The sequence below is a fragment of the uncultured Campylobacter sp. genome, assembly GCF_938045775.1.
In the GTDB taxonomy this organism is placed as follows: domain Bacteria; phylum Campylobacterota; class Campylobacteria; order Campylobacterales; family Campylobacteraceae; genus Campylobacter_B.
Map to the genome: position 1 here is coordinate 1 of NZ_CALIBH010000002.1, position 17036 is coordinate 17036.

A 17036-nucleotide genomic window follows, 5' to 3' on the forward strand; every position below is an offset into this window, starting at 1 on the left:
TGTAGTTGCGCGGCACGTAGCCCGCGAAGGTTATCGGCGCGTCGATCAGCTTCTTTGAAGGGGTGATGAGCCCGTGCTCAAGGGCTTTGGCGTAGATGAAGGGCTTGAGCGTCGAGCCCACGTTTTTTTGCGAGCGCACGCCGTCGTTTTGCCCCTCATTAGCGCTAAAATCGTGGCTGCCGACATAGGCGATCACGCTCATGCTTTCGTTGTCGATCAGCACCGCAGCGCCGTTTCTAACGCCCTTATCGCGTAGAGAGAGGATCTCGCTTTTCAAAAAACCCTCAAGCGCGATCTGGGTTTTTAGATCCAAACTCGAATAAATTTTACCCTCGTTTAGACGCGCAAGCTCCTGTGCTCGCACGGTTTGCTCCTTGGGCTGCGTTCTCGCTTCGGAGTTTGCGGAATTTTCCCGCGTCTTGGCGTTTAGATCGGAATTTATTTGCGCCTGGGCGGCTAAAGCGAAATTTTGCGGCACCTTGGCGTTGGGAGCGGAATTTGCCTGCGATTCGGCGCTTGCAGCAGAAGCCGTCTGTATTTTGGCGCCTGGAGTAGAATCTGTCTGAGCATTAGCGTCCGACGAAGCGAAATGCGTCTGCGCACTAGCGTCTGAAACGAAATCCGTCTGCACACTAAAATTTACGCTCGGCCGCTCGCTAGAGTTTGCATCTGCCTGCGGATTCTGCGGCGGATGCGCGGCAATAAAATATCGCCGCTCATCTAAATTTGCGCTCTTTCGTTCATTTGGTTTTACGCCTGCCTGCGATTTTGCGCCTTCGCGCTCGTTTAAATTTAAGCTCGCTCCGCCTAAATTTAAACTCTTTGGCGCATCTGTTTTAAAATCCGCCTCTTTGGGATTCATTTCTTTCAAATCCACTCCCGCCTGCGCGTTTACGGCGCTTGATAAATTCGCCCTAACCTTCGCCGCAGCCGTAAAATTTGATTCGGCACTAGTCGCGTCTGAAAAATTTAACTCTGCCGCCGCGGCTCGGTGCGCAGACGAGCTTGCTTGCCCCGCTGCCCCGCCGGGCGCTCCGTTAGAATCAAAATTTTGAGTGAAATTTACGTCATCTTTGGCGGTAAAATTTTGCATTTTATAATTGCTAAACGCTAGTAGCGCGTAATGCGGCGCATAATTGGGCGCTGCGTAGCGTCTGGGCGAAAACGGCTCCGCGATGGCGCGCTCATACTCGCTCTGCGAGATCACGCCGCCCTCTCGCAGCTGCGAAATTAGGCGGTTTTTAAGCGCGTTGATGTTTGATTTGCGGTCCAGGCGGTTTTTGTTCGGGTTTTTCGGGATCACGCTAAGAAGCGCGATTTGAGCGTTGCTAAGCTCGCGCAGGTCCTTTTTGAAATAAAAATACGCCGCGGTTTTGACCCCCTCAATGTTGCCGCCATATGGGGCGAGGTTGAAATACATTCCTAAAATTTCATCCTTACTAAAGTGCCACTCCAGCTGAAAGGCGTTAAAAATTTCGATGATTTTGTTCTTGTAGCTGCGCTGTTTGGGGCGCATCATACGCGCAACCTGCATCGTGATCGTGGAGGCTCCGACGCGCTCGACGTTGCCCTCGCTTTTTTTAGTAAAATTTTGCGTAAAATTATACGTAGCCGCGCGCAGGATCGAGGCTGGATTGACGCCGAAATGGTAGTAAAAATAGCGATCTTCAAAGTATATCGCGCTTTGTTTCAGCCGCGGCGGTATCTCGTCCGCGCTCGCGTAGAAGCGCCAAATTTGATCGTCGCTGATCTGCATATTTAAAATTTCGCCGTTTCGGTCATATAAAATTCTACTCTTCTGCTTGTTTAGCATATCCAAATTTAGCGGATAAAGCGCGTCTAGGATTAAAAACAGAGCGAATGCAAATGCGCAAAATAGCGCGATTTTTAACGTAAATTTTAGAAATTTCATCGCGCAATTATATCAAAGAATTTTAATGATTTTAGGCTATAATGGCGCCTTTTTGCAAAGGAATAATCTTGGACGCTCTAGCTAAGCTAAACACCGAACAATACGCCGCTGCAACCGCTCCTGCTGGACATAATCTAATAATCGCAAGCGCAGGCACGGGCAAAACCAGCACCATCGTCGCGCGCATCGCTCATCTGCTAAATCTCGGCACGAGCCCTAGAAAAATTTTGCTCCTTACCTTTACGAATAAGGCCGCAAGCGAGATGATAGCGAGGCTGCAGCGGCATTTTGATAAAAAAATTACCTCCGCAATCGTCGCCGGCACCTTCCACGCCGTATCCTACGCCCTACTTCGCGAGCTGGGCAAAGGAGTGATTTTAAAGCAGCCCGCCGAGCTAAAAACCCTGCTAAAAAGCCTCGTAGAAAGGCGAAAATTTTATCATGTAAGCGACGCGCGCCCCTACGGCGGGGCATATTTGTACGACGTGTACTCGCTGTATCAAAACAAGGAGATGAGCGCGGATTTTGAGACGTGGTTTAGCAAAAACTACGAGGATCAGGCGGAATTTGCCGAAATTTACGCAGATATTTTGCGCGAGTTCGAAGAGGAAAAGGCGAAATTTAACTACGCCGATTTCAACGACGTTTTGCTAAAAATGCGCCATGAGCTGCGAAAGGGCGCGCCGCTGCGGTTTGATGAAATTTTAGTGGACGAGTATCAGGACACGAACTCGCTGCAAGGAAGCCTCATCGATGCCTTCGCGACGAAAAGCCTTTTTTGCGTCGGCGATTTTGATCAGAGCATTTATGCCTTTAACGGCGCAAACATCGACATCATCGGCAGCTTCGGCAAGCGCTTTGCGGACGCTAAAATTTACGCGCTAAATATCAACTATCGCTCAAGCTCGGCGATTTTGGCGCTTGCAAACCGCGTCATCGCGAACAATCCGCGCCTTTACGAAAAGAAGCTGATCGTGGGACGCGAGGGAAAATTTAGCGCGCCTAAGCTGCATGTTTACGACGATACGGCGGCACAATACGCCCACGTAGCCGCACAGATCGCGCAAAGCGGCACTCCGCGCGAAAAGATCGCCGTCATCTTTCGCAACAACTCTAGCGCCGACGGCGTCGAGGTCGCGCTTAAGGAGCTCGGCATCGGCGCGAAGCGAAAAGGCGGCGTAAGCTTTTTTGAAAGCCGCGAGATCAAGGCCTTTACTGATATTTTCGCGATGATAATAAACCCCAAAGATATGATGGCATTTATGAGCACGTGCGAATACGCAAGAGGCGTCGGCAACGCGCTAAGTAAGGAGCTTTTCGACGCGCTGATCGCGCTTGGGCACGGAAGCATTCACGCAGGGCTTTTGCACCCCGACGAGAGCGTTAAAATTTTTGAAAAAAAGAGGAAAAACTACCAGCTCGGGCTTTTTGATGATGTGGATATAATCGGCTCGGTATCGCGCTTTGAAGCTTTGGAATTTGACGAGTTTTTTCGCTCGCATCCGGTGCTAAAACACAATAAAATCACCGAGAGCGGCGCCGTATTTTTGCACGAAATTTATAAAATTTTTAAAAAAAACGGCTCCGCTGCGAGATCCGTCACGCTGATCTCGCATATCAAAGACTCGCGCCTTTTTGCGCTTGTGGCAGATTTCATCGCGACGAAACGCGCGACACTGAAAAACGGCAAGATAGATGAGGATCGCAAAAAGGACGAGACCGCTCGTATCTACGATAAATGCGGCATTTTAGAGCAGATCGCCGGCAAATACGCGGATCCGCAGAGCTTTTATAACTTCATAACTCTGGGCGCAAAGGAGATGAGCGAGGGCGAGGGGGTGAATCTGCTCAGCGTGCACGCAAGCAAGGGGCTTGAGTTTTGCGGCGTCTATCTCATCGATCTGGCGCAAAACCGCTTCCCGAACCTCAAACTAATGGCGATGGGCGGCAGCCTGGAGGAGGAGCGGCGGCTATTTTACGTGGCGGTCACCAGAGCGCGCGACGAGCTGGTGCTAAGCTACGCGAAATTTGATAAGATCAGAAAAGTTAGCTACGAGCCGAGCTGCTTTTTAAGGGAAGCGGGGTTGGTAAAGTAAGCGAAATTTTGCTCGCTAAATTTTGAAATTTCATTTGAGCACGTTTGACGGATAGTTTGGGTAAGAATTTTACTCCTCGCGTACGCCCGGTGCGCCGCCCTGCTTCTTTATCGGGTTGCTTGGTAAGAATTTTGCAGCGCGATTTTTTCAAATTTTGCGATTTGTAAATTTTGCGGTGCGGGCGCTACGGCGATATTTTGCGGCCCGCTAAATTTTGGAGGCGACGGCTGGGTTTTAAGCTGATATGAAAAGCGTGACTGCTTGGAATTTTTTTGCGAGCTGCGCGCGCTATGTAACAGCGCGATAAAAGATGGTTTGAAAATGGTGATATTGCAGTGCGGGCAGCTGTAAAATTTCACACTGCAACTCGCAGGATTAAATTTTAAAATTTTACTCCCGCTCTCCGCAGAATTTTAATACAATAAAAATCTCTGCGAAGTCTTGCGCAGACAGAATTCTACGGCAAAATTCGGCGATAATGAAATTTCACCGCCCTATTTTGCTTTTTTTCTTGCTTTGAAATTTGCGTGTTTTATACATCGCGGAGCTCAAATTTTATTTAACAAATTCCAAAATGCCACAAATTCCACGACGAGTTAAAATTTTAAAGCGCTTCAAATTTATAGCGCTGCGAAATTTAAAATTTTACTACGTATTGCGCACGCTGTAAAAAATACGCACCCTACCGAATTTATTGCCGCAATGAAATTCCGCGCCTCAGTAACCCGCATATTTGATAAATAGATTTCGCGATGCAAAATTTCATTGCCAGTAAAATTTACTGCCGATCAATTTATCGCCGCATAAAATACTGTCCGCGCAAATTTAACGCAGCGCAAAGTCCTTCGTCGCGTAAACTCACAGCGTATTAAACACCCTATCTCCCGCGTCTCCGAGGCCCGGCACGATATATTTTTGCTCGTTTAATCTCTCGTCGATCGCCGCGGTAAAAACCTCGACCTGCGGGTAGATCTCGCTAAATTTATGAAGTCCCTCGGGCGCTGCGATGATGGAGATAAATTTGATTTTTTTAACGCCGTTTTTCAGCAGGAATTTCACCGCATCGATCGCCGTGCCGCCGGTCGCAAACATCGGATCGATGATGATTGCGGTGCGCTCTGCGGCGTCTGTGGGCAGTTTGGCGTAAAAAAACTCCGCCTGTGCGGTCTTTTCATCGCGCTGAAAGCCTAAAAATCCCACGCTGGCGTCTGGCATGAGCTTAAATACGCTATCTAGCATCCCCAGAGCGGCGCGTAAAATCGGACAGATCATGATCTTTGTGGCGAGCTTATACGCGCTGGTTTGCGCCACGGGCGTATGCACGCTCACCTCGCGCAGCACCAGATCGCGCGTCGCCTCGAACATCATTAGGTAGCTGATCTCATCGACGAGCATGCGAAACTGAAACGGATCGGTCCCTCTATCGCGCAGTATCGTGAGCTTATGCTCGATCAGCGGGTGCTTGATCAGCCTCACGTTAGGCAGCTCGCACGCGGTTTGGTGCGTACATTTTTGGCTTTGGCTCATTTTCTCTCCTTAAATTTACTAAATTTTGCGCCCTCTTGGGCATTTTAATTATCTATTTTGATGCGAACTCCCGCGCCGTGGCGCTAAAATTTTACCGATAACGGCGGCACGACTTTAAATTTAGCTCATTTTCACTCGCAATGCACGCGTTATGACATTTAAATTTAGCTCGGCGGCTCACTTTTAATTTAGCGCTTTTAAATTTTGCTCGCTCGCGTCGCCTCTAATTTAGTCGCTCTTTAATACAGCGCACTTTTTATAGGCACCTAGCGTTTTAATACGGCGGGTGCTTGCGGTGTAAATTTTATCTGCGAAATTATCGTCTGAGGCGGCTTTAAATTTACTTAATGCTCTCGCTCATGAGCCAAATTTTAAAATTCCACGTTATCTTGCGCGCCGATAAAATTTTAATTTCATACACGCTGATTGCCCCGCAAACGAGCTGAAATAAATCTGGCATATCCTCAAATTTAGCCCGCCGCAAGCGGCTAAATTTGCCGTGCCGAAGCGATCAAAATTTAACCGCAAAGCCCCTACTCCTTTACTACGCGCAGGAACGAATACACATCCTGAACTCCGGGTGCGTGCGTCGCGTACCAGATCGCGTGCTTTTCGTGCTCGATGTCCGTTACTACGCCGCTAAATACCACGTCGCAGCCCACGATCGCCACGCGCACCGCAGTGCCCGAAACGTCGGTGTCGGAAAAGAGATTTTTCTTTAAATTTGCAAAAATTTCAAACGAATTGCACGGATACTCGGGCTTTTTGATGCGCAGATAGGAATGCACGCGCCTCACGCCTTCGGTTTGTCTAGCTAAAGCAAGTAGCGGCGCGCGCATCGCTTCGCTATCGAGCAGCCCGATGAGATAGACCTCGCCGTAGAAGCACTCGACCTCCAGATCCCAGCTGCTAAGGCCTTTGGTAAATAGAATTTTGCTTTGGATTTTAGTCTGGATGAGCTTGTCGCTAGCGACCTCGCTTACGCTGCGGCGGTCGCGCGCTACGGAGTAGATGTCATACACGCTAAGCGCATTGCCAGCGGGCGCCAGCGGAGCCGCACACGAGCTAAATAGCGCCGCGCAAGAGAGCAAAAACACCGCTAAAATCGCTAGAAACAAAACCCTCAAACCCTCTCCAATCTCGTTTAATTTCTAATTGTCTCAAGCCGCTGCCGGCGCCGCTTTTTTAAATTTAGCCCCGCAGGCGCCGTTTTGCCGCAGCTTCAAATTTTGCGCCGCGAGATTACGCCCAAACCGCGCGCCGCAAAATTTTACAATATAAATTTTAAAATTTACGTTGTAATTCGCACAGCTTGCGGAATTTTGCGCTTTCGCCACGGCGGAATTTCGCGCGCAGTATTCGTCGCCGTAAAATTCTACGTGGCTAAATTTTCATTGTGAATTTGCCGCTGCGAAATTCTACGAGTAAAATTTCTCGCAGCGGAATTCGCTTCTGTAAAATTTTATATTTCAAAACCCGCGCCCAAAATTCCGCCCGGTCGCGGCTAATTCGTCGTAAGTCCGCCGTCTATCGCAAATATCGCGCCACTGACCCATTTCGCCTCGTCCGACGCCAAAAACACCGCCGCATCGCCGATGTCCTGCGCGCTGCCGATTTTGCCGAGCGGATATATATTTTGCACCATTTGCTCAAAAGCCTCGCGCCCCTGCGGGCTAAGCGCGCTTAAATTTCGCTCAAACTGCGGCGTAAGCACGCTACCGGGCGCTATGGCGTTGACGCGCACGCCGAGTTTGCCGACCTCGAAGGCAAGCGATTTGGTGAAAGAATTTAGTGCGCCTTTGGTGATCGAATACGCCGTCGTGGTGCGCCCCACGAGCATTCTGTTTGCGAAATACGACGAAATATTGATCACGCAGCCCTTGCTAGCCGCAAGCGCGCCCAAAAGCCCCTGAGTAAGCAGATAGGGCGCTTTGACGTTTAGGTTTAGATGAGCGTCCAGCAGCGCTTCGTCGGTCGCCTCAAACGGTACGAATTTTCCCAACCCGGCGTTATTTACAAGGATATCTATCTTAAGAGGTAGCGCTAAAATGCGCTCGCAAAGGCCTTTTATCGTTTTGCTTTGCGCCAAATCCGCCTCTATCGCGTAAGCTTTCACGCCGTAACCGCCCAATGCCTCCTGCGCGATTTTTAATTTCTCCTCGCTTCTGCCGAGCAGGATCAAATTTGCGCCCTCTTTGGCGAAACACTTTGCTATGCCAAGCCCTATGCCGTCGCTTCCGCCAGTGATTACGGCTGTTTTGCCCTCTAATCGTTTCATACTTTTCCTTTCAATACGTAAATTTACGTTCTAAAAATTTGAGCGAGATTTATGGATCTCGCAGACTTCGAAATTTTGCAGGCTTTAAAATTTCGCTCGCTTTAAAATTTTACGGCGAAGCGAAATTTCGTCGATAAAATTTTACTAATTTTAAAATTCCATCGATAAAATTTCACGGCGGAATTCCATCACAAAGCTTGCGGCGGAATTTCATCGGGAATTCCATCCGTAAATTCCACCCAAACTGCGCCGCTTGGCTTACAGCACCTGTTTTACACTACTAGCCGTGATTTCAAGTAGCCTCGTAGCAAACGGAAATTTCGCCTTCGTTTCTTCAAACTCCGCACCGCTATCAATAAAACGCGCTGTGCCCTTCACTACAAAGCCACGCCCCGCTCCGAACCTGCCTGCTAGCTCCTTCGTTGCGACGCTAAGCTCGACGTTCGGATTAGCCTCCACGTTGCTTTGCGTCTTTTTCATACCCGCAGCGGGGATAAGGATGCGATCACCCTTAATGACGAGATATCTGTTCCACGTATTGCTGATATGAGCCTCGCCCTGCGCGCAGGTAGCGATACCCACGGCGCATTCATAATTCAAAATCTCCAAAAATTCCTTGCTAAACATTTTCTCTCCTTAAATTTACATTTTAAAGCTCGCGATTTTGGCTAACAAGCCCCGCGCGCAACTGAAATTCTAACTGCCTCCGCCACTTTCTGCTGCGGTTAGATTTTATACTTCAAAAGCGCCTCCTTATCGGCTTTGCTTACGCGAAAGCTATCGCGGATCTTCGATATCGCCTTGTTTTGGATAAATTTAACCGCCCGCTTGCTCTCCAAAAACGCAAGCGTGATCTCGCGCTGCTTGATAAACATCTCCGCTATCGCCCACGCCGCGCCCATCTGCACGTAATACCGCTCGTCGCTTTCGGCGGCGCAAATTTCAAAAAATTCCTCAGGCGAGATCGCGTCCATATTTTGCATAAAATAAACGTAGAAAAATCGCCGCTCAAACTCGCCCGCGCCGCTTTTAGCCTGCTTTAGCAGCGCATCCGCAAGAGCGACGTCTCTGAATTTCGGAGCGAACATATCGCAAACCGCCCAATTAGGCATCGTTTTAATAAAATCGCTCGCAAGGGCAAATTTCGCCTCATCCTGCTTCAAAAGCATTATAAAAAAGCCTTTTAGCACGAACTCCTCGTGAAAAAAGGGCTTATATTTTTGCAGCTCGTCCGCCCCGCCCAAAGCGGCGAAGCTTTTGCGAGCAAGTGCGCGCAGCGTGGGAGTGCGCACGCCCAAAATCTGCGGCGTCGGTATTAGGCGCTGCGAAAATTGCGCGAACTTCTCCTCGCTTAGCGCCCGCAGCTGCTTAAGTATCTTTTCTCGTAAATCCATAGCTTTCCTTTAAATTTCATTACAAATTTTAACTCGTCAAAACACGAGCTGATCTCGGCGCGCCGAAATTTTGCCGCACAGGTTATCTATTTAAACAGATCGCGCCGTACGCTTCAACTAATCGTCTATCGGGTCGCGCCACTTTATAAATTGCTCGCCGCACTCGCTCAAAGTCTTTTGCCTAAAAACTCACCCTGTCAAATCGCGCAGTATGCCTCAGGGCAGAGCAAACCGTATCGCCAAAGCCGCTTAAATGAAGCTCGGTGCGTCGTTTGAAAACAAAATCAGATCGCCGCTGTGCGTATTTTCGCTCAAAACCCGCTGCAAATCGCGCTTGTCTTTTAAAACGATAGTCTTTGCTGGATCGATCCTGCTTTGCAACACCTCGGAATTTAGCTCGCCCGTAATGATCGCGAGATCAAAAATTTCATCGATTTTGGCGGCCAGGGTCTCGTTGTCCTCGCGCGTGCTCTCGACGATGCCCGGCGTGATGATAACCCTGCGCCCGCCGTAGCTTCGCATCAGCTCGTAGCTTTGCAGCATGCCGCTTAGATTGCCGTTGAAGCTATCGTCGATGATGATTTTGCCGCCCGCATCGAGCCGCGCGAGGCGGTGCTCGACGGCGCCGACGTGCGCGACGCGGCTTTTGATCTTATCTGCGCTAAGACCCAAAAATCGCGCGATCTTTATGCACGCGGCGAGATTTGCGGCGTTAAATTTGCCCAAAATCGGCGCGAAAAACTCGCATCTCTCGCCAGTTCGCCCCTCTTGCGTTCCCTGCCCCTTTTGATCTTTCTGCTTTTCTTGCTCCGTACCGCACTCTTTTTGCTCTGCGCCCTGTTCTTTGGATGCACTATCCGCACTAAAGTCCAAGCCGCTTTGCCCTTCAGACACACCATCTAAGTCCAAGCTACCCCGCCCCGCGCCCTCTACGACGTATGTTTCCGCGCCCGATATGGAATTTTCCTCGCTTGCGGCGGATGTGTCTGCATGCAGCGTGGAAATATCACCGCTAGCACCGCTTTCATCATCGCTCAAGCAAAGGCTAAATTTTATTCCGTCCAGATCCGCGCCGCAAATTTTGAGCCCCTCGTCGTAGATCGTGACGCGCTCGTCCGCGCTTTTTTGCGTGGAGCTGTGCAAAAACGCATGCTTTAGCCGCGCACTCGTGAGTGCTTCGAGCTTGGTTTTGCGGATGTTTTCGATGCTTTTGAAATACTCGATGTGTTGCGCGCCGATCTCGCCCACGACGACGATCTGCGGCGCCAAAAACTCGGTGATCTCGGCGATATCGCCGCTTAGCCTGGCGCCCGCTTCGGCGATGTAGATCTGCGTATCTGCAGGCAGCGCCTCGTTTACGTCGCGCACGAGCCCCGCTAGCGTGTTTACCGAGCGTGGCGTCTTGTAGCAGCGAAAGTCGCTTTTTAAAATTTGATACAAGAAGTTTTTAATGCTCGTCTTGCCGTAGCTCGCGGTGATCTGAATGATCGTAAGGGAGGGCATCTGGGCTAGTTTTTTGCGCGCGGCGGCCTTAAATTTCGCAGCCTGCGCCCGCTCGCAAGCAAAGCTCGCCCCAAGAGCGGCGCCAAGCGGCAAAAAGATCGGCGAAATCGGAGCTTTTGCAGCATAAAACGCGGCGCTAAAGCCAAACGCACAAACCGCCAAAATCGCGAAAAATCGCTTCACGCGCGGCGTAAAGACGAGCTTTTTATCTAGCCCTCTTTGCCAAAAATAAAGCGCTAGCGCATAGACCGCGACGATTAGAATTTTGGCGGCGTGCAGGGACGCGGCGCCGAATTTAGCCGCGCAGAGGCTCGCCGCGATCTCGCAGCCAAAATACGCCGCTAGTGGCAAAATCAAAAAATAAAGGTGCCACGCGGGTTTGGTGAAGTGAAAGATGATGCGCGCGGGCTTATACGAAAACCACTGCAGGCAGGTGATCAGATAAAAGCCCAGCAGTAGGACGAATGCCGCATGCACGATCAAAAATATTATATTCATCTTTTAAAATTCCTTTTTATAAATTTGCGCGCCTGCTTTGCGAGCCTGTGCGGGCAAACGCGGCGAGCTCGGACTAACCGGCATTTGGCTTCATTTGCAACTTTTACGAATTCTCGCTTTGCAAATTCTATTTTTGCAAACTTGCGCGCTCATAAATTCACGCTCTCATGTTGGCCGCACGAGCCGCGCTAGATAAATTTTCGCTACTGCGCGCCGCCCCAATTTTTGATACTGCGCAGCATCCATCTCTCGCGACTTGAAATTTTCGCACGCTGCGTATCTTGCGACATCGCGCCCTATCTCGCGCGATGATTTACATCATTTACGGCACATAGGCCTTCTGTCGCGGCAAATACATGACGCGGTTATGCGACTAAATTTAATCGTCTGCTTTACGATACACACGCGCGGTTTCGCCTCATTTATACGGCTGCCGCAACCGCAAGCGCAGAGCGGAAACGATCCGCTACGGCGTAAAATTTTAAAATTTTAACCCGGTGCGTTGTAATTTGAGCTTTGCGTTTTATACCGCGTGCCCAAAGAGCGGATTTTGCGCCGCTAATTTTAAACGCATACTCGCGGCTTTTATATTTAAATTTACGCTTCAGTTTGCGATCTTTGGCGCAAACAGATTGCAAAATTTTAAAACGCGCGCCGCGAGATAAGCCGGACTAAAGCCGCCGCATTGAAACGCTTTTAAATTGCACCCTGCTCTTACATTCGCGCGATCTGTTTTTGCATCTAAAGCGCAATTTTTGCAGTGCGCCGCTAAAATTGCGCGGCTAAATTTTAAAAATTTATACAAAATCGCGTTTCGCTTTAAATTTAGCTGCCGCTAAGCTCCTTTTCGATCTGCTCGCCGATAAAATCCGCGCTCTGCAAAAAGAAAAAGTGATCCCCCGCCAGCGGATAAAATTTGCTGTTTTTGACGAGCGAGTGGATCAGCTCGCCGCTTTTTAGGCTAGTGGCGCGATCGTCCTTGCCCCAAAAGATGAGCGCATTTTGCGGGCTTAGCTCAGAAAAAATAGCGCGAAAGTCCTCATTTACGACGTTTTTTAGCGTCTCATACATCGTTTTGCTCATACCTGCGGCATCCTTGCTCGCAAACGCACGCCAAAGACCCGTAAGTCCAAGTTTTTTTAAAATTTTAAAAATCGCGATTTTAGCGCGCACGACAAAGGGCTTGGGTTCGATGATACCGGCGCTACTTAGTAGTATTAGATTGCGCGGAGCCAGCAATGCGGCGATCTTGCCGCCGAAGCTGTGCCCCATGATCGCTGCGGGCTGCTTGCCAAAAGCCGCGATAAAGGCGCGCATAATCTCCGCGTAATCCTTGCTGCCAAGGGCGCGCGCGGGCTGCGAGCTGGCGCCAAATCCAGGCAGATCGACGCACACTAACGCGTAACGGCGGAATTTGTCCGCAAAAACCCGAGACATAAGCGCTTTGTTTGCACCCCAGCCGTGCAACACCAAAATATATTCGGTGCACTGCAGGTTTGAAATTTCGTAGCTGATTTTGTAGCTCTCGCCGCCGCAGACGAGCTCCTTACTCGCCACCGCCGCTCCTTTTGGCGTAAACGGCCTTGAGTAGCTCGACTGCTTTTTCGAGCCGCTCAAACTCGCTCATACTGATCATCACGGCTTCAAATTTGTTGTTTTTGACGATCAGGGCTTTTTTGATCTCTTGGTTTTTGATCTTGTTTAAAACGGTGCTGAAGTTGCGCACGATCTCGGTAGCGGTGTAAATTTCGTCTTGATTTATCATGGCTCGACCTTTGGGGTAAAATTTTACGCAAAATTTAGCGTAAAATTTTAAACGATTGGCTACTTATTAGCGGTGATTTTGGTGATCAGCTCGTAGCTTACAGGGATCTGCCTCATCGGCGGCAGCGACGAAGCAAGAGCTGCTAAAACCTCGGAGAAATCATCAAATAGGTAGTTTGCGAGGCTGCCTGGGTTTGGATTTATCTCGTTTAGATAAATTTCACCCTCTTTTTCAAAAAAATCGCAGCGAATTAGCGCGCCATCGAATGATCCTGCGTTATAAAGCCGCGTAAAGGCGTCTTTCATCTTGCCCTCTAGCAAAGCGCCAGGACGAGCGGGCTCGATTGCGCCACTACGCGAAAAATCCAAATATTTACGATCGAAATTTAAATAGCCCTCTTTTTTTGGCTCTTCGATGTTTGAAAATACGATTTTGCCGTCTATTTTAGCGCCTGCAAGATTGAATTCCTTTACATTTTCCCAGTACGGCTCTACGATCGCGCTGTCGTCCAGCTCAAAAGCCTGATCCAGCGCGTAGCTAAACTCGCTTTCGTTCTTGGCTATCGAAATTCCGATGCTAGAGCCCAAATGAGCGGGCTTAACGATGATCGGAAAATTAAAATTAGGCAGGCTAGTACGATTTACGATCTCATACGGCAAGGTTTTTACATTTGCGATTGCAGCTAGGTGCTTGGTTAAAATTTTATTATAGCTTAGCACGCTAGCTTCTATGCGAGGTCCGATATAAGGGATGCCAAAAAACTCAAATAGCGCTGCCATTTTGCCATCCTCGCCGTCGCAGCCATGGATTAGATTGATATATGTGCCGACTTCTAGCATGCTTTTGCTAAACATTCCGCTCTCAAAAAATCCGCCCGCATCGATACTAAGCTCTTTTGCTTTAGCATAGCCGCCCTGCTTAAAATACGCCGCGCGCATATTTTTATCCTCAATGCGGTAAAATTTACGATTTTTATCGCAAAATACAAACTCTAAGTTCCAGCCTTTTAGGGCATTTTTGACGGCAATTGCCGAGATGATACTTACTTCGTGCTCGTAGCTCTGAGCTCCAAAAACTATGCCAAATTTCATTGCTTTCCTTCAAATTTTATTTTTTTACGCTAATTTTTTTAACGCCTCTTTGACAAGATCTGACGTATTCGTGCTGCTGCATCCCGCTAAAATTTGATTGATCTTATCGCGCTTAAATCCAAGGCTTTGTAGCGCGGACGCCGCTTCGTTCTTATAAGTCTCGCTAGGACCGAATTCCATTAGCTTTGCATCGCCTAGTTCGGCAATGATCCGTCTAGCGGTCTTTGGGCCTATGCCCGGAACTGAAGTTAGCGTCGCAGCATCCCCCGTAGCTACGCAACGCGCGAAATCCTGCGAAGCGAGCGTCGAACAAACCGCCATCGCCGTGCTTGCACCTACACCGCTAAGCTTGATTAGGGTTTCAAACATCCTTTTTTCACTCTCGTCTAAAAACCCATACAGCGAATCGGCATCCTCGCGCAGAATTTGCACACACGCAAGCTCGGTCAGCTTGCCCTGCGTGAGCTTCGCGGAGGTATTTAATGACAATGAAAGAGCGTAGCTCACGCCGTTAGCGCATTTAATGACGCAAGCAGTGGGCTCCTTGCGCGTTATAATCCCTTCGATCGCCGCTATCATCTAAGAGCCTTTAAAATTTCATTTATACTCTCATTAAGCGCTAAATTTAGAGCATTATAAATGCTTTGCGAGCTAGGATCAGGCACGAAAACGCGCTTAGTGACGATGCCTGATTTTATGCTTTCTAAAGAATTCAAAATTTCATACCCCATCGTGACGGTTGCTTGATCGTTATTGACCTGAAGCGCTACGATACTGGTTTTTAGGCGCAAATCCCGCTCTTTTGGCACAAAGATCGGATTTAGCGAGCAGGTGGAAAATGCCGCATCAAGCAGCGCCTTATATACCATCTCGCTAGGCATCGTGATAAATTTGGCGTCGCTTGCGAACCGCGTTCGGTTTCTAAAATCCACTATTAAAATATCCCGCCTATCGACGAGATCGGTCGCCGTGATGGTGTCGATAAAGATATTTTTGCGCGCACCGCTAGGATTTACGCAGCGCTTTTGATCATAACGCAGCTCGTAGTAGGTGTATGGCTTAGCCTGCTTAGCTAAGCAGCCACCTAAAAATATCGCCGCCAGCGTCGCAGCAAGCGTAAACTTTATAAAATTTTTCATCTTTATTCCTTTTTATCGTCGCGATCCGCGCCTTTAGAAGTGTCTTTGAAAAAGAAATCGTAAGGATTGTCCTCTAGCCTAAACATCGCGCCTTGGAATTCTCTAAGCGATTTTTTTAGCTCGCCAAGAGTGTTTTTTGCCTCCTCAAGTGTAGGATCCAAGATCGCTTTTAGATTGTACTCGCCGCGATCGATACGCTTAGTGATGATGCCTGCGGTTTTATCCAGTGAATTCGATAGATTGGCAGCACTCACGGCAAAGGCGTTTAGATTATCTAGCAGCGCGTCTAGCTCCTTCTCGCGCTCGTTTAAATTCGCTATGAGAGTATTTACGTTAGCAAGCAGCGCGTCTAAGCTTTGGAATTTTTTCTCATCACTTAGCTCAGCGCTAAATTTATCCATCGAAGATAGAATTCTATCCACTTTATCGGTATTTTGCTTAGACAACAGCCCATTAATCTTAAAGATCATCTCACTCACACTATCGGTGATGACTTCAGCTTTAGAGCCAATTTTATCAAGAAGCGTTTTATCCAGCGCAATTATCGGCTTTTTATCATTCGGCGGGAAAAGTTTGCCACTTCCTTTCGTGATATTTATAAACGCGATTCCGCTGATGCCTTGAGATTCTACCTTAGCGACGCTATCTTGCGAGATCGGTAGTTTGCTTTTTACTGAAATTTCAATCTCAATAATCGCATTTTCGATATCGGCAAAATCGATACTTTTGATGATGCCCGCATTTACACCGATAAATTTAACCTCGGAATTCTCCTTAATGCCTACGGGAAGCTCTTTTGTGTGGATATAGTAGGAGCGGTAGCTCTCGCCGCGGTCGGTCTTAGTAAGCATCCACCACATAAATGCCGTAAGAGCCGCGACGCAGATCATAACAAATGCGCCTACTATCGTGTATGAAGTTCTATTTTCCAATCTTTTCTCCTAATTTCAGAGCGTAAAATTTAAGCCCTGCGATATGCCTTAAAATAGCCATTTGAGCTTAAATTTTAAAACTTAGCACTTTCTCAAATAGTCGCAAAATTCGCAGAATCATCTGAGTTTAAATTTTAAAGCTTAGCGTGCATTTTGAAATTTCAAAATATCGTCGCGCCGTATTTTAGCGTAAAATTCTACCGCCCCGATTTAAATTTAACGCCGCTTGCTCGTTTAAATTTTAAAATTTAATGCGCTATCCAATAAATGCGCCCTTAAATACGACCCGCCTAAATTTTAAAATTTCGATTGAGCCGCTAAGGTCTAAATTTTAAAATTTAAGCCCTGCGGAGCCCGGAATTCCTCGCTAGGCTTAAAATTTAAAATTTTCCCGCCGTTATTTTAAAATTTCAGCTCCTACCTATCTAAATTTTACCCGCCGCGAGCTATATTTCGGCTCGCTAAATTTCAAAGCTCAATCCCTTTGCCGCATCTTAAATAGCTCTTCAAGCGGGTTATTCTTTAAGCCTGAAATCTCCTCGATGCTTCCTTCAAAGGCGATTTTTTGATTATCCACGATCAAAAACCTATCCAAAATGTCAAAGATACTATCCACGTCGTGCGTCACCATAACGACCGTGACGCCGAGGCTGTCTCTAAGCTCGCAAACAAGCCTATCAAGGGCTCTGGCGCTGAGCGGATCGAGCCCCGAGTTTGGCTCGTCCAAAAATAAAATTTCAGGGCTAAGTGCTAGCGCGCGAGCCAGCGCCACGCGCTTTTTCATACCGCCGCTAAGCTCGTTTGGGCTAAGCGCGGCAGCCTCTTTTTTAAGTCCCACCTTTTGGATCCAAAACATCGATAGCTCATCTATCTCGCGCTCGCTAAATTTAGAGTATTCGCG

15 protein-coding genes are annotated in these 17036 nt (G+C 48.4%); 1 reads left to right on the forward strand and 14 read right to left on the reverse strand.

Annotated features, from left to right (window positions below):
- On the reverse strand, positions 1–1912 hold a 1912-nt coding region (locus Q0238_RS00035), incomplete at its 3' end, for a transglycosylase domain-containing protein (RefSeq protein WP_297941619.1).
- 41 nt (positions 1913–1953) lie between these two features.
- Between Q0238_RS00035 and Q0238_RS00040 the strand changes: the two genes are divergently transcribed.
- Positions 1954–4008: an ATP-dependent helicase gene (locus Q0238_RS00040; RefSeq protein WP_297941622.1), complete on the forward strand. Its 2055-nt coding sequence runs from the start codon at positions 1954–1956 to the stop codon at positions 4006–4008.
- 858 nt (positions 4009–4866) lie between these two features.
- Here the strand turns inward: Q0238_RS00040 and upp are convergent.
- The 13 genes from upp to Q0238_RS00105 form a co-directional block, all read right to left on the reverse strand.
- Positions 4867–5493: a uracil phosphoribosyltransferase gene (upp, locus tag Q0238_RS00045; RefSeq protein WP_297941645.1), complete on the reverse strand. Its 627-nt coding sequence runs from the start codon at positions 5491–5493 to the stop codon at positions 4867–4869.
- A 575-nt stretch (positions 5494–6068) separates the two neighbouring features.
- Complete coding sequence (locus tag Q0238_RS00050) at positions 6069–6662, reverse strand: BON domain-containing protein (RefSeq protein WP_297941625.1); 594 nt, start codon at positions 6660–6662, stop codon at positions 6069–6071.
- A gap of 377 nt (positions 6663–7039) precedes the next feature.
- Positions 7040–7813 carry an SDR family oxidoreductase gene (locus tag Q0238_RS00055; protein ID WP_297941629.1) on the reverse strand — a complete coding sequence of 258 codons (774 nt, stop codon included), beginning with the start codon at positions 7811–7813 and terminating at the stop codon, positions 7040–7042.
- Positions 7814–8071: 258 nt separating this feature from the next.
- Positions 8072–8440, reverse strand: a complete 369-nt coding sequence (locus tag Q0238_RS00060) for a pyridoxamine 5'-phosphate oxidase family protein (protein WP_177389050.1) — start codon at positions 8438–8440, stop codon at positions 8072–8074.
- A 98-nt stretch (positions 8441–8538) separates the two neighbouring features.
- Positions 8539–9207: a DNA alkylation repair protein gene (locus tag Q0238_RS00065; protein ID WP_297941631.1), complete on the reverse strand. Its 669-nt coding sequence runs from the start codon at positions 9205–9207 to the stop codon at positions 8539–8541.
- Between the two features lie 249 nt (positions 9208–9456).
- Entirely contained in the window at positions 9457–11208 is a 1752-nt protein-coding gene (locus Q0238_RS00070) for a Mur ligase family protein (RefSeq protein WP_297941633.1), read from the reverse strand.
- An 825-nt stretch (positions 11209–12033) separates the two neighbouring features.
- Entirely contained in the window at positions 12034–12765 is a 732-nt protein-coding gene (locus Q0238_RS00075; protein ID WP_297941635.1) for an alpha/beta hydrolase, read from the reverse strand.
- Positions 12755–12973, reverse strand: coding sequence for a type II toxin-antitoxin system Phd/YefM family antitoxin (locus Q0238_RS00080; protein ID WP_177389042.1), 219 nt, complete (start codon positions 12971–12973; stop codon positions 12755–12757). Before Q0238_RS00080 ends, Q0238_RS00075 begins: the two co-directional genes overlap by 11 nt.
- Positions 12974–13032: 59 nt before the next feature.
- Complete coding sequence (locus tag Q0238_RS00085; protein ID WP_297941637.1) at positions 13033–14064, reverse strand: D-alanine--D-alanine ligase; 1032 nt, start codon at positions 14062–14064, stop codon at positions 13033–13035.
- Positions 14065–14088: 24 nt separating this feature from the next.
- Entirely contained in the window at positions 14089–14643 is a 555-nt protein-coding gene (ruvA, locus tag Q0238_RS00090; RefSeq protein WP_297941639.1) for a Holliday junction branch migration protein RuvA, read from the reverse strand.
- Positions 14640–15203 carry a hypothetical protein gene (locus tag Q0238_RS00095; RefSeq protein WP_297917038.1) on the reverse strand — a complete coding sequence of 188 codons (564 nt, stop codon included), beginning with the start codon at positions 15201–15203 and terminating at the stop codon, positions 14640–14642. Before Q0238_RS00095 ends, ruvA begins: the two co-directional genes overlap by 4 nt.
- Before the next feature lie 2 nt (positions 15204–15205).
- Complete coding sequence (locus Q0238_RS00100) at positions 15206–16135, reverse strand: MlaD family protein (protein WP_177389034.1); 930 nt, start codon at positions 16133–16135, stop codon at positions 15206–15208.
- 475 nt (positions 16136–16610) lie between these two features.
- Positions 16611–17036 (reverse strand): ATP-binding cassette domain-containing protein (locus tag Q0238_RS00105; RefSeq protein WP_297941643.1); only part of this gene is annotated, 426 nt, incomplete at its 5' end.

What these genes read in the sequence shown, in the direction of transcription:
- Q0238_RS00095 (WP_297917038.1), bottom strand. Translation starts at nt 15,203, where the DNA reads ATGAAAAATTTTATAAAGTTTACGCTTGCTGCGACGCTGGCGGCGATA.
- Q0238_RS00055 (WP_297941629.1), bottom strand. Translation starts at nt 7,813, where the DNA reads ATGAAACGATTAGAGGGCAAAACAGCCGTAATCACTGGCGGAAGCGAC.
- ruvA (WP_297941639.1), bottom strand. Translation starts at nt 14,643, where the DNA reads ATGATAGCGGCGATCGAAGGGATTATAACGCGCAAGGAGCCCACTGCT.
- Q0238_RS00085 (WP_297941637.1), bottom strand. Translation starts at nt 14,064, where the DNA reads ATGAAATTTGGCATAGTTTTTGGAGCTCAGAGCTACGAGCACGAAGTA.
- Q0238_RS00065 (WP_297941631.1), bottom strand. Translation starts at nt 9,207, where the DNA reads ATGGATTTACGAGAAAAGATACTTAAGCAGCTGCGGGCGCTAAGCGAG.
- Q0238_RS00060 (WP_177389050.1), bottom strand. Translation starts at nt 8,440, where the DNA reads ATGTTTAGCAAGGAATTTTTGGAGATTTTGAATTATGAATGCGCCGTG.
- Q0238_RS00040 (WP_297941622.1), top strand. Translation starts at nt 1,954, where the DNA reads ATGGCGCCTTTTTGCAAAGGAATAATCTTGGACGCTCTAGCTAAGCTA.
- Q0238_RS00070 (WP_297941633.1), bottom strand. Translation starts at nt 11,208, where the DNA reads ATGAATATAATATTTTTGATCGTGCATGCGGCATTCGTCCTACTGCTG.
- Q0238_RS00080 (WP_177389042.1), bottom strand. Translation starts at nt 12,973, where the DNA reads ATGATAAATCAAGACGAAATTTACACCGCTACCGAGATCGTGCGCAAC.